Source organism: Streptomyces sp. NRRL B-24085 (genome assembly GCF_001282115.1).
Classification (GTDB): Bacteria; Actinomycetota; Actinomycetes; order Streptomycetales; family Streptomycetaceae; genus Streptomyces.
The window spans coordinates 1-11,996 of sequence record NZ_LJBR01000101.1; the positions used below are offsets into that span (position 1 = coordinate 1).

The 11,996-nt window shown below is 67.8% G+C and carries 11 protein-coding genes and 4 pseudogenes; 5 read left to right on the forward strand and 10 right to left on the reverse strand.

Annotated elements, in window-relative coordinates:
* A partial coding sequence (locus AOJ26_RS13710; protein ID WP_053848540.1) for a hypothetical protein occupies positions 1-1,045 on the reverse strand: 1,045 nt, incomplete at its 3' end.
* Positions 1,046-1,160: 115 nt separating this feature from the next.
* Positions 1,161-1,670, reverse strand: a complete 510-nt coding sequence (locus AOJ26_RS13715; protein WP_053848541.1) for a sigma-70 family RNA polymerase sigma factor — start codon at positions 1,668-1,670, stop codon at positions 1,161-1,163.
* Between the two features lie 300 nt (positions 1,671-1,970).
* Here AOJ26_RS13715 and AOJ26_RS42815 point away from each other — a divergent pair.
* Positions 1,971-2,202 (forward strand): annotated as a pseudogene (locus AOJ26_RS42815) (IS5/IS1182 family transposase); the annotation flags it as partial.
* A 687-nt stretch (positions 2,203-2,889) separates the two neighbouring features.
* On the forward strand, positions 2,890-3,399 hold the full coding sequence (locus AOJ26_RS13720) for an AMIN-like domain-containing (lipo)protein (RefSeq protein ID WP_053848542.1): 510 nt from the start codon (positions 2,890-2,892) through the stop codon (positions 3,397-3,399).
* A gap of 123 nt (positions 3,400-3,522) precedes the next feature.
* Here AOJ26_RS13720 and AOJ26_RS42820 read toward each other — a convergent pair.
* From AOJ26_RS42820 to AOJ26_RS13755, 7 genes and pseudogenes are all read right to left on the reverse strand, one after another.
* Positions 3,523-4,108, reverse strand: a pseudogene (locus tag AOJ26_RS42820) (transposase); the annotation flags it as partial.
* A 90-nt stretch (positions 4,109-4,198) separates the two neighbouring features.
* Positions 4,199-4,636, reverse strand: a pseudogene (locus tag AOJ26_RS13730) (PAS domain-containing protein); the annotation flags it as partial.
* The gene (locus AOJ26_RS13735; protein WP_053848544.1) at positions 4,636-5,439 is read right to left on the reverse strand and encodes an alpha/beta fold hydrolase; all 804 of its coding nucleotides are present in this window, start codon (positions 5,437-5,439) and stop codon (positions 4,636-4,638) included. The gene AOJ26_RS13735 and the pseudogene AOJ26_RS13730, both read right to left, overlap by 1 nt.
* A 171-nt stretch (positions 5,440-5,610) precedes the next feature.
* The gene (locus tag AOJ26_RS13740; protein WP_053848545.1) at positions 5,611-6,459 is read right to left on the reverse strand and encodes an RNA polymerase sigma factor SigF; all 849 of its coding nucleotides are present in this window, start codon (positions 6,457-6,459) and stop codon (positions 5,611-5,613) included.
* A 123-nt stretch (positions 6,460-6,582) separates the two neighbouring features.
* Positions 6,583-7,470: pseudogene (locus AOJ26_RS13745) on the reverse strand (anti-sigma factor RsbA family regulatory protein).
* Positions 7,470-7,712: an STAS domain-containing protein gene (locus tag AOJ26_RS13750; protein ID WP_053848546.1), complete on the reverse strand. Its 243-nt coding sequence runs from the start codon at positions 7,710-7,712 to the stop codon at positions 7,470-7,472. Before AOJ26_RS13750 ends, AOJ26_RS13745 begins: the two are co-directional and overlap by 1 nt.
* 327 nt (positions 7,713-8,039) lie before the next feature.
* Positions 8,040-8,444: an ATP-binding protein gene (locus tag AOJ26_RS13755; protein WP_053848547.1), complete on the reverse strand. Its 405-nt coding sequence runs from the start codon at positions 8,442-8,444 to the stop codon at positions 8,040-8,042.
* A gap of 503 nt (positions 8,445-8,947) precedes the next feature.
* On the opposite strand from AOJ26_RS13755, the gene AOJ26_RS13760 reads away from it, so the two are divergent.
* The 3 genes from AOJ26_RS13760 (at position 8,948) to AOJ26_RS44365 (ending at position 10,580) form a co-directional block, all read left to right on the forward strand.
* Positions 8,948-9,406, forward strand: a complete 459-nt coding sequence (locus AOJ26_RS13760) for a DUF4383 domain-containing protein (protein WP_053848548.1) — start codon at positions 8,948-8,950, stop codon at positions 9,404-9,406.
* A gap of 34 nt (positions 9,407-9,440) precedes the next feature.
* Entirely contained in the window at positions 9,441-9,905 is a 465-nt protein-coding gene (locus tag AOJ26_RS13765) for a hypothetical protein (RefSeq protein WP_053848549.1), read from the forward strand.
* A gap of 219 nt (positions 9,906-10,124) precedes the next feature.
* Complete coding sequence (locus AOJ26_RS44365) at positions 10,125-10,580, forward strand: hypothetical protein (RefSeq protein WP_234358548.1); 456 nt, start codon at positions 10,125-10,127, stop codon at positions 10,578-10,580.
* Between the two features lie 240 nt (positions 10,581-10,820).
* Here AOJ26_RS44365 and tal read toward each other — a convergent pair whose 3' ends face one another.
* A complete protein-coding gene (gene tal, locus AOJ26_RS13775) occupies positions 10,821-11,921 on the reverse strand; it encodes a transaldolase (RefSeq protein ID WP_053848550.1) in 1,101 nt (366 codons plus the stop codon).
* Positions 11,922-11,996: the final 75 nt, after the last annotated feature.

The following is an 11,996-nucleotide window of genomic DNA, read 5'->3' on the forward strand; positions in this document are numbered from 1 at the left end:
GGCCGGTGCGGAACACCCGGGCCGGTTCCTCGCCCTCCTCGAACAAGTCCGTACCGGCGAGTCCGGGGGCCGTGGCGGCGGACGGTGCCGGGGGCAGCACCGGCGGGATGGTGGGCAGTACCCGTGCGACGGCCCGGCCGAGCGTGGCGCAACGGGCCAGCAGCGGAGTGCCGGTGACGGCGACCCTGCCGTGCCGGTCGGTCAGCAGGGTCCGTACGTAGCCGCGTCCGGGGCCTCGGACGAGAACCCGCAGGGCCGGGGAGTCCCCGGGCGGGTCGGCCAGCTCCGGGGGCAGCGGATCCGGCAGTTCGGCCGCGACCAGCACAGGGGCGATGCCGAGCCGGAGAGGCATCTCGCGAGCGGCCCGATATGCCTCGCGTACGGGCTCGCCCGGGTGGTCCCGGTGCACTCCCGCGGCAACGACGACCAAGGAGCCGGGCAGCCGTGCGTCCAGCTGGGCGGCGAGCGTCTGGAGCAGGGCCCGGGAAGCCCGGTCGTCGCCGGTCACGGAGAGCACAGGCGGCCCCACGGCCAGGTCGAGGAAGGCACAGTGCTGCTCGCCTTGGTGCTCCGCGGTGCCGACGGCCACGACGATGGGGCGCACATCGGCGGCTTCCGGTGTCACCGTGGGCAGCTCGGCGCGCTTCACGGTCCAGGGGTCCGGCTCGCCGCGTTCCGCGAGCAGGACGGTCACCGTGCGGGCGCCCACCAGCGCGGCGTACGGGCGGGCCGGCGCCACTGCCGTCCGGGCCGCGGCCAGGGCCCGCTCGGCATCCCGCCAGGTCGCCTGGTCGCGCAGCCGCCGGACGAGCAGCCGCAGCGCGCGCCGGTGTCCCAGCCAGGCCCGCAGGGGTTGCGCGAACGCGTAGGCCGTAACAGCCACCTCCCGCCGCAACCGCGCCCAGGCGGCCCGCCAGCCGCCCCACCGCATGGCCCACCACCGCAGCAGCAAGTACAGGAGCAGAGCCAGACCGGCAATGCCCAGCCATCGGAAGACGGCATCGCTGTGCTCACGGAACCAGACGAAGGGGTCGGTGTTCCTCACTCGGCATTCCTCACTCGCTGTCCACTAGACGTTCTCGCTTGACGTTCCGCACGTACTGTCCCGCGCCCTGCTTTACTCGTGCTTTTCCAGCCGTCCACATCATTTCGGCCATACCTCATGCCGCCGGAATCTCACGCCGCATGGCCTCCAGCGCGTAATGGTTACGCGACTTCACCGTCCCCTGCGGCACGCCGATCACCCGGGCCGCCTCGGCCCGGGTGCGGTCGCGCAGATGAACGTGGAAGAGGACCTCGCGGTGCTCATGGGACAGCCGCGCCAGGGCCCGCCGGACCACCTGCCGGTCCACGACGGCGTCGGCCAGGTCCCCGGCGCCGTCCGGACGATGCAGCATGTCCTCGGGCAACACGCCTACGGGTACGGCCCGTTCGCGCCGGTAGGCGTCCACGGCCAGGTTGCGAGCGACCCGCAGGAGCCAGGCGAGGCGGCGCTCCTCGTCGTAGGCGTCCAGATCGGTCAGCCAGGCCCGCAGCATCGTCTCCTGGACGATGTCCTCGGCGCGGTGCAGATCACCCGAGGTGAGCCGTTTCGCATGACGCAGCAGACGGGCGCGATGGCGTTCCGCGGTGGGCGGGTCGGGTAAGCCGGCGGATCGAACGAGGGACATGGCGTGCTCCCGGAACGTGAGGCTCTCGGGGAAAAGCTATTTCACACTCGACCGCTCTCCCCTCCCCCAGATTCCGTGAAAAACCTGACAAAGAGAAACAGAAAGAGCCCAGAAAGAACGCAGAATTCACTTTCTCATCTGTTAGCATTTCGGGCCGGTCACCCCAAAGCCACCGAACGCCCCCACCGGCCTCCGCCGCGCCGCTCCGGGCTCACCCCGTTGACAAGCCGCACCCTCCGACGGCGATCGTCCAGTAACAACGGCTGACACAAGGAGGTGGATTGGTCCTGGTTGCCGTGACTGGTGCGGGAGTTGAGCGTTCAGTCCGATTCGGGAACGTCTCCGTGGATCGTGTCGGATGAGCCGCGGGACTGCCCTGGAGGCCGCTCCGCCGCAGCGTGAGCGCAGGTTCCGGTATCCGCGCCGCAAGCCGTTGCCGGACAGGGGCGCGCTGTACGGGGTCTTGTATGTGCTGCACACCGGGATCCGGTGGGAGTTTCTGTCTCTGCGGGACTGGAACGAGGTCGGCGTGTGACAGCGGCTGCACGAGGTCCTGCTGGCCGAGTTGGACGCGGCGTCCACGGCGCCAGCACGTCATGCCCGAGCCGAAGCCGAGCGCCTGTGACGGGCAAGAAATACTCGTGCATGGCCGCGGTGAGAACGGCGGGCGGTGTGCTGGAAGCGTGCACACGCCCCCTGTGGCTCCGCCGATGGAAGAAGGTCAGTCCGGCCTGCTCCAAGGTGCAGCGGGCTCCCCGTGAGCAGGGAGCTGACGTCGATCGCCTGCCCCGGTTCCAGCACGCTGAAGCCCTGCCGTGTGTAGTACGAGCCCAGGTCTCGCTCGGTGTCGAACTCGCCGAACCAGCGGCGTGTAGTCCAGCTACCAGTACACCTGCACGCGCCGACCCCAGCGCCCTTGCAAGACATCGGGCCAACTCGCCCGGTCGACCCCGCGCCCCAGGCAGTTCAGACAGGCGAGTTCGGCTGCCGTCTCGACCGCGGCCGCTGCGGCGGCCAGAAGTTTCTCGTAGTCCCCGCGCGGGGTGAGCGGGCGCTCGGCGTCAGCTCGAAGTGCCGCAAGGCCGCTTGGCCCCAGGAGGTCGGAACCCTGCCGGGGACGTCGTACGGAGAATTCATTCGTCAAAGCGCGCAACCGTATGACTCTCACATATGTCTCATACTGTGACCATCAGTCCCCAACTTCTCATCAGGGGGCGTCATGAACACCCGCCATCGCCTCATGGCCATCACCGCGAGCGCACTCCTGCTGGCCGGTACTGCGGCGTCGGCCTCTGCCGCCGCCACGTCCCCGGCACCGTCCACGAGTCTCGTGGTCAACGCCAGGATCGGCGGTCACTGCTCCTTCGACCGCGTCGTCATCGATGTGAAGGGCAAACTGCCGCCGACCACCGTCACGCGTGTCAAGGAACTCCGCTACGACAGCTCGGGGAAGAAGGTCCCGCTGGCCGGGAGGCACTTCCTGGAGATCAAGCTCTCCCCCGCCGCAGCCCACACCAACGCGGGCAGGAACGTCTACAAAGGACCGCGCCTGATCAAGCTGAATCTGCCGAAACTCAGGGGCTTCGCACAGACCGGCGACTTCGAGGGTGTCGTCACCTTCGGGGCCGCGTTCAACAGCAAGCCCTCCTACACGACGAAGCAGCTGCACCGCCCTGAGCGCTTCGTCCTCGACATCGCCCACCGCAACACCTGCCGTGCCTCACAGTGAGGTGCATGGAAGGATCCGTGGGTTGGCGAACCGCCTTGCACGAGGGCGGCACCGGGTGTCCCAGCCCGCCACCGCCAAGCTGATCAGCCGGTCCGTCCTCCTCGCGATCAAGTGGTCCTGACAGAGCCTCCGGACGTGCCGGTGGGTGATCAGGCAGACGGCGAGTCCGAGGAAGGCCTCGTTGATGTCGTCACGTCGTTTCCCAGCGGATGCGCAGGCGGCGAAAGCCGTCCAGCCAGGAGATCGTCCGCTCGACGACCTGGCGAAAGGTGTCCAGGCCGGTGCCGTGAGGCGGGCCACGTTCGGCGATCGCGGGCCGGATGCCGCGCTGGCGCAGGAGCCGACGGTACTTGTCGTGGTCGTAGCCGCGGTCGGCGAAGAGCGTGTCGGGGCGTCTGCGGGGTCGGCCGACGAAGCCGCTCACTGCCGGAATCTTGTCCCACAGGGGCGAGAGTTGGGTGACGTCGTTGTGGTTGGCCGCGGGTGAGGACGTGGTGTTTGCTGCCCGGGTCTTCGACCTCAGCTTGTTCAGCGGCAGCTGGTGCACCTGATCCCAGACGTCCGCCTCGTTCCACGCGGCCAGCCGGCGCCGGCACGTCCTGCCCGAGCCGAAGCCCAACTCCTGGGGCAGGTACTCCCGGGGGAGCAACGGCTCGATGAGCGACCACAGTTCCGGCACGATCCACGGCCGCGACTGACGCTGCCCCATGACCACACCAACGAACGATCACGCAGACAGCCACATGATCAACTCGTTTTTGTTAGAGCCAGTAAGACGAGCCGGACGCAGGGTGCGTACTCGGTCCCGGGCGTCGAAGACGGTGGTGCGGATCAGCATGGGCTCGCCGGTAGTGCCGTGCTTGACCGCGGAGGAGACCAGCACCGGTATCCGGCCGCCATCTGTCTGTTTGATCTCCAGGGCGATGCCGCTGATCTCGCCCTGCATGCGCAGTAATGGGGCGAAGTGCGTCTCGTGGTACAGCTTGCCGCCCACGGTGAGCAGGTCGGGGAACCGCATCCGGCCCACCACGGCCCCGCGGTCCAGACCAAGCCAGGTGAGCAGGGTGGTGTTGATCTTCGCGATGGTGCCGTCCATCAGCGTGGATAGATACCCGCACGGTGCGCTCTCGTAGAGTTCCTCAGCGCTGTCCTCCAGCAGCGCGGCGAACGCCGCGCTGCTGGAGGTGTCTTCGTCGTCGGCCTCGTGTGGATCAGGGTGCGGTCCGGTGCGGCACATCACCGCAAGTCCGCCAGGAAGCTCCGTAGCGCTTCGTTGGTGGCTTCGGGGGCGGACAGGTGCGGGCAGTGGCCGGTCGCCTCCAGTGTGACCAGCGTTGAGCCGGGGATCGCCTCGTATACGAAGGCGCCCACCTCGCGAGGGGCGATCACGTCCTGGGTGCATTCCAGCACCAGGGTGGGCACGTTCACGTTCTTCAGGTCGTCCCGCGAGTCCGACAAGAACGTGGTCCGGGCGAAGACACGCGCCATGTCCGGGTCGGTGGCGCAGAAGCTGTTCTTCAACTCCTCGCCGAGCTCGGGCCGGTCCGCGTTCCCCATGATCACCGGGGCCATCGCCGCCGACCAGCCCAGATAGTTCGACTCCAGCGACTCGAGCAGCTCACCGATGTCCTCGGCGGTGAATCCGCCCCGGTAACCGTCGTCATCGATGTAGCACGGAGATGGAGCGACCATCACGTGCGCCCCGATCCGCTCCGGAGCCATGCCGGCCGCCAGCACTCCGATCATCGCACTGACGGAGTGTCCCACGAACGCGACGTCGCGCAGGTCGAGCGCCTCGCACACCTCCACCACGTCCTGGGCGTACCCGTTCAAGGAGGCGTAGCGGTCCTCCGAGAAAGCGGCTGCATCCGAGCGGCCCGAGCCGACGTAGTCGAACAGCACCACCCGATAGTCGTCGACCAGCGCAGGCAGGGTCAGCCGCCACATGTTCTGATCGCAGCCGAAGCCATGAGCCAGCATCACCGTCCGGCCCTGCGGGTTGCCGGTTACGGTGACGTTGTTCCTGCGGGCGATGTCCATAAACGGGAGCCTTTCAACGTAGTCAGATATTCCTGTTGCGCGCGAAATCATCCGCATGTCGGCCGGCTCCCTCATCGACCGACTCTTTCAAAACGACGGCATGCGGCCTCCGGTACGGGACGGCATCCGACGGTCTCTTGCGGACTGGTCATCGGACAGTGCCAGTGGAGCTCAGCGGTGGGTGAGCATGCCTTCACGCAGGCTGTTCAGGATCCGTGACAGGAGACGGGAGACGTGCATCTGGGACACGCCCAGGCGCACGCCGATCTGGGCCTGCGTGAGTTCTTCCACGAACCGCATGTGGATGATCTGGCGGTCTCGATCGTCGAGTTCGGCGAGCAGCGGAGCCAGGGTGTGGAAGTCTTCGACCAGTTCCAGCGCCTGGTCGTCGGCACCGATGAAGTCCTGCAGGGCGCTCTCGCCGTCCTCGCTCCCGCCGATCGCGGCATCCAGAGAAGAGGAGCTGTAGCCGTTGGCGGCCAGACGGGCGTCGCGCACCTCTTCCTGGGACAGGCTCATCAGCTCCGACAGTTCCTGGACCGTGGGCGTGCGGCCGAGCCTGCTGCGCAGTTCCTCGGTGGCGCGGGCGAGTTCGATACGGGCTTCCTGCAGCCGGCGCGGCACGTGCACGGCCCAGGTGGTGTCGCGGAAGAACCGCTTGATCTCGCCCACGATGTAGGGGATCGCGAAGGAGGTGAACTCCACCTCCCGCGTCAGCTCGAACCGGTCGATCGCCTTGATCAGACCGATCATGCCGACCTGGACGATGTCCTCCATCTCCTCCGCACCGCGACTGCGGAACCGGCCCGCCGCATAACGGACCAGGGACATGTTCATCTCGATCAGCGTGCCCCGGGCATAGCTGTACTCGGATGTACCCTCTTCCAGGACCGTCATCTTTTCGAAGAACAACCTGGAGAGCTCGCGGGCGTCCTTGGGCGCCACTCGGGAGGGATCGGCAACCTCCGGCAGTTCACTCGTGCGTGCGTCCAGTGCCGCCGGAATGCTCGTGTGCGCCATGATGTGCCCCTCGCGTACTGGATCCGACCGCTGCCACCAGCCGAACGGCCAGAGGCCCGGCGCCTACCCCGTCCTCGCGCACCTATACCTGTGCGGTTGGACGGGCCCGGCCCCTCGTCATGGTCAGCCGGCGAGGTAGCAGCGAATGGTGGTGCCGTCGGGGCCGGTGTGGATACGGACGAGGTCGACGAGTTGGTGGACGAGCAGGAGTCCGCGGCCGCCGGGCTGCGTGGGATTCGGCGGGCGGCGTCCAGCCAGCGGATCGGTCAGCTGACCGCCGCCGTGTACCTCGCAGACGGTCCTGCCGTTCTCGGCCCAGATCCGCAGGGTTCCTGAGCCGGCGCCGTGGACGACGCTGTTGGTGGTCAGCTCCGCCACCGCGAGTGCCAGGTCTGCCAGGCTCACGCCGGACAAGCCCAGGGACCGCGCCTGGGACACAGCGAAGTCGCGGACGGTGGGCAGTGTCTGGGCGGTGAAGGTCGAGGCCGCAGCATCGCTGGGGGCATGGAGGGGCTCGTTGTAACGGGCGGTGATCTCTTCGGGGCTGTAGGCGGTGGACGGCCTCTGACCGTCGGCGTCGACGACGAACGGGTGGGTCGCCAGCGCATCGCTGAGGGCCTGCTTCCTCAGTCGCCCGGCGTCGTAGGGGCAGAGGATGGTCACCGCGCGCCCTGTGAAAGCGGCGTTGATCAGCGCCTCATGCTGGACGCATGCCGGGTACTCGTCGGCGGAACGGCCCTGCCAGATCGGCTCGCCTACGATGCGGACCCGGCGTGCGCCTGGCTGGGTGTCGGCGAACTTGCGCGCAGCACGCCGGGAATGATGCGGCCCGGGTTGCGGCCGGCCTGGGTCATGTCGATGAAGCGGACCTGCGAGGCCTGCTCACCCAGCGGGCTCACCGGCGTCCAGCCCTTCCCGCAGGAAGGGAACCGTTCCCGCGATGTACTGGTCTGTGCCCTCGTAGAAGAGAGCGGGGTGGACGAACGGCTCGGGCGAGACGGCTGTGCTCATCACGTAGCCACCTGCATCGGGGCAGGCACGGGCCGGAAGAGTTCGAGGATGCGTAGCATCTGAGCCGGAGAGCGGTGACGTACGATCCGCTGTCCCTCGGGCAGACGCTGGACGGTGACCGCCAGGCCCGTCACGCCGGTGACCTCCACGAATCGCACCCGGGCCAGATCCACACGCAGCACATCCGTGCGGCGCTCGATCAGATCCCTCAGCGCCTGCCGCCAAACTGCCCGCGTCTTCATGCCCCCCGATCACCCCCAGCCCTGAATCTTTCAGGCACCGGTTGATGCAGTACCGCCCTACCTGGCGGCCTGGCGGAGAGCCCGCCCACGCCCGGCACGACATACACGCCCTGCCCCCGAGTCACCCCGGCTCGACCGGCCGATGGCGCATATCCATCGCCTTGCGCGATACCGGCTCAGGTACCGCGCACACCCAGACTGGCCGCACGAGGAATTCGGGACCGGCCGGACCGGCTCGGATCCTGGTGAGACGAGCCGGTGGCGGCCTATCCGACCCGTAGACGTCCTCCGGCCGGGGCAACCAAGCACGCCCAGAAGGAAAACGCGTTACGGGGCAAGGCTGATTTCGGCCCACACCGTTTTGCCGGGATGCCCTGGGGTGACGCCCCAGCGGTGCGCAAGTCGTTCCAGGAGCTGCAGGCCGAAGCCGCCGGGCTCCGTGCTACTGCTGGCACGCATGCACGGCCAGCGGTCGCAGTCATCGCTGACCGCGATGCGCAGCAGCCGGCCGTTGCAGGAGAGTCGGATCAGGGGTGGGCCGGTACCGTGGCGGATGGCGTTGGTGATCAGTTCCGAGACGAGCAGTTCGGCGGTCTGGACCACCGGGTGCCGGCGCAGCGGCCCGCCCAGACCTGCCACACAGTCGCGGACCCAGTGCCGGGCGGCCGCGATGCTCGCCGTGACCGCAGGGAAACGCGACTCGCAGGGTGGCATGGTGGGGTCGCCGTTCACGAGCCTCCTCCAGCGTGATGGCCCCGCACCGACCGGCGCGGTCGGCTGCGGGGGGGGGCAGTTGTGTGCCGGGTTACCCCTGCATGCCCGGCGAACCGTCTGTGGCGGCCGGGAGGCCGTCGGATTGTGTGAAGGGCCGGTGGCCGAGCATCTGCCGTCCACGGCTCACACAGCTCTACCCGCCGCGAAGGCGTGACGGCTGTGGCCCAGCATCGCGTTCCCCGGTGATGGCGCCCGCTGAAGCAACGACGGGCAGGACCAGGTGAGCAGCGCCTGACCATCTCGGTGCCTGACCTCGCCAAAGCGGGCGGCAGATTGTGTGCGTGTGCTGGTCCTGGGTGCCCGGTTGGGCGACACCCTGCACGGCTTACAGCACCTCGCCCGCCGTATTACGACTGCACCTGGGAGTTGTGGCATGCCTGCGACTACGGGGGGCACCCGGGGCAGGCATCGCGGAGGGGCAGCCGAGGACCTGCCTTCAAGCCTGAACCAGGGAGTTGGCCATGTCCACACACGCACGCGCCGCACGCACTGCCCGAACGCCGGTACAGCAGGCCGCCGTGGCCGTGGGCGCCGTCTTCCTCCTGGTCGGCGTTCTCGGTTTCATCCCAGGCATCACCACGAACTACGACACCATGGAGTTCGCCGCGCATCACTCCGAGGCCAAGCTGCTGGGCCTCTTCCAGGTGTCCATCCTGCACAACCTCGTACATCTCGCCTTCGGCGTCGCCGGACTCGCACTCGCGCGGACCGCGGCACAAGCCCGGCTGTATCTCCTCGCCGGCGGAGCCATCTACCTGGTCCTGTGGCTCTACGGGCTGATCATTGATCACGACAGCGCCGCGAACTTCGTCCCGCTCAACACCGCCGACAACTGGCTCCACCTCCTTCTTGGCCTGGGAATGATCGCACTGGGGGCCCTGCTCACCCGCAAGGCCAACCCCACACGGAATACTGGCTGACCGGCGCAGAGTCCACCGGTCTACTGTGGCCTGCATGGACATGCGGAGAATCGTCGCAGTGCTTGCCGAGGAAGCTGACCAGCAGATCCACGACCAGGTGTGGAATCTGGAGCCGAGCGATCGCCAGCTCGCCCTGGAGACCGAGGCCCGCCTGCGCGACGTCATCGGCCCGCAGGATGTTCAGGAGGCCTTGCCGCAGATCAAGCGGCTCGAACACCTGCGGGAAACTCTCGCCGTCCTGGCCATCTCTCTCGCGCGCACGCACGGCCGCCTGGCATGGTTTCTCTCCGGTGCTCTCAACGCGCTCGAACCGATCCTGCGCTGGCGCGCCCTGCCGGCTGACCGCGGAGGCACCTTCGGCACTGTCCTGCCGAGCCTGGAGGAATACACGCAGGCAGAGGACGCCGTCCGCCGGCTCCAAGACGCCCTTGCACAGATCACTGCTGAGACGGTGAAACTCGACAGCGTGCGCCCAAGTCAGGAGGGAAACGAAGTCTGACTGAGCGTTTGGTCATGCCTCGGTCGACTTCACCGCCTGGCGGGACCAGCGCCGCGCCCAGGCACTGAACATCGGCCGACCGCCCGCACACGACCGGTGCCAGATCATGAACGCCATCCTCTACGAGGACCGCACCGGCACCCCTGGCGCTGCCTGCCGCACGACTTCCCGCCCTGGGCCTGGCTGTACGGGTACTTCACCAAGTGGCAGCAGGACGGCGTGTTCGAGCAGCTCACCGGTCTGCCGCGGCGCCTGGCCCGCGAGGCCGAGGGCCGAGGCGCGGAGTCGTCGGCCTGCGTGCTGGATTCCCAGACCGTCAGGACATCCGCCAATGTCGCCTCGCGGATCAAGGCACGGACGCCAAAAACGGATCATCGGGCGCAAACGCCACCTCGGCTGCGACACCTCAGCCTGCTGCTGACCGCGCTGGTCACCGCCGGCAGCGTTTCCGACACCGCAGCCGGCGTGATCCTGCTGGCCCGCATCGCCGCCGCCCACCTGCACATCACGGAGGCCTGGGTGGACGCCGGCTACCGCATCACCACCATCGACCGCGGCGCCCGTCTCGGCATCGACGTCCATCCCGTCCACCGCCCGCCTGGCACCCGCGGGGGACGATCATCCCGAGACGGTGGATTGTCGAGTGCAGTATCGGCTTGGCTCATGTACCACTGACGCCTCGACCGTGACTACGCGACCCATCCGCACCGCCGCGAAGCCATGATCCACCTCGTCATGATCGACCTCATGGCCCGCAGGCTCACCGGCGAAGCCACCCTGAACTGGCGCGGAACCTGACCAGGACCAAATACAAAATCGCCGGACCAAACGCTCAGTCAGGGCCTGAGCCCACGTGGGTGGTGTCGGACCGCCTGGTCGCCTCTCGGAGTTGCATTTCTTACTGGGAGGGCTCGTTCACTTCTTGTCTTCGAGCTGTGAACGGACCGATTCGGTGAGTTCATCCCAGGAGTCGGCGAACTTCTTGATGCCCTCGTCTTCGAGGACTTTGAAGACGTCGTCGAGGTCGACACCTGCATCGGTCACGGCTTTCACGACTTGTGCCGCCTCGTCGTAGGTCTGCTGGACGGGCGTGCCGGGGTGGCCGTGGTCGGCGTAGGCCTTCAGGGTCTTTTCCGGCATGGTGTTCACCGTGTCCGGTGCGATGAGGTCGCTGATGTAGAGGGTGTCGGGGTACTCCTGGTTCTTCACTCCGGTCGATGCCCAGAGCGGGCGCTGCGGCTTGGCGCCCTGCGCCTGTAGTACGCGCCACCGGTCAGAGGAGAAGACTTCTTCGTATGCCTGGTAGGCGAGCTGTGCGTTCGCCAGCGCGGCTTTGCCCTTGAGGGAGGGGTCCGCGCCGACCTCGTCCAGCCGCCTGTCGATTTCGGTGTCCACGCGGGAGACGAAGAAGGAGGCCACCGACTCGATCCCGTCGAGTGATCCGCCGTTTTGCACCCGCTGCTCGAGTCCGGACAGGTAGGCGTCCATGACTGCGCGGTAGCGCTCGGGGCTGAAGATGAGGGTGACGTTGACGCTGATGCCGCGTGCGATGGACGTGGTGATCGCGGCCAGGCCTTCCTGCGTCGCCGGGATCTTGATGTACAGGTTGGGCCGGTCGACCAGCCACCACAGGTGCGCTGCCTCCGCGGCGGTGGCGTCAGTGTCGTGTGCCACCCCAGGGGAGACCTCCAGCGACACCCGGCCGTCGCGCTCGGTGCGCTGCGCCACCGGGGCGAGCAGGTCGCAGGCGTCGCGAACGTCGGCGGCGGTGATGGTGCGTAGCGCCTCCTCGACGCTGACTTTACGGATGGCCATCGCGTGGACCTGGTCGTCGTAGGAATCGGATCCGCTGATCGCGGCGGCGAAGATGGTCGGGTTCGTGGTGACCCCCACGACGGAGTAGTCGTCGATCAGTGACTGCAGAGCGCCGCTGTGGATGCGGTCGCGGGAGAGGTCGTCGAGCCAGACGGCGACCCCGGCTGCCGACAGTGCGGCCAGCTTCTCGTTCTGTACCATGGCAGTGCCTTCCGGGCTCAGGGGGGCGGCAGGGGCCGCGTTGGCAGATGGGTCAGCGATCACCCGTGCGCGCGT

Bases quoted from the DNA above. Each gene is read 5' to 3' on its own strand.
- AOJ26_RS13715 (WP_053848541.1), bottom strand. From the start codon at position 1,670: ATGTCCCTCGTTCGATCCGCCGGCTTACCCGACCCGCCCACCGCGGAA.
- AOJ26_RS13720 (WP_053848542.1), top strand. From the start codon at position 2,890: ATGAACACCCGCCATCGCCTCATGGCCATCACCGCGAGCGCACTCCTG.
- AOJ26_RS13735 (WP_053848544.1), bottom strand. From the start codon at position 5,439: ATGGACATCGCCCGCAGGAACAACGTCACCGTAACCGGCAACCCGCAG.
- AOJ26_RS13740 (WP_053848545.1), bottom strand. From the start codon at position 6,459: ATGGCGCACACGAGCATTCCGGCGGCACTGGACGCACGCACGAGTGAA.
- AOJ26_RS13750 (WP_053848546.1), bottom strand. From the start codon at position 7,712: ATGAAGACGCGGGCAGTTTGGCGGCAGGCGCTGAGGGATCTGATCGAG.
- AOJ26_RS13760 (WP_053848548.1), top strand. From the start codon at position 8,948: ATGTCCACACACGCACGCGCCGCACGCACTGCCCGAACGCCGGTACAG.
- AOJ26_RS13765 (WP_053848549.1), top strand. From the start codon at position 9,441: ATGGACATGCGGAGAATCGTCGCAGTGCTTGCCGAGGAAGCTGACCAG.
- tal (WP_053848550.1), bottom strand. From the start codon at position 11,921: ATGGTACAGAACGAGAAGCTGGCCGCACTGTCGGCAGCCGGGGTCGCC.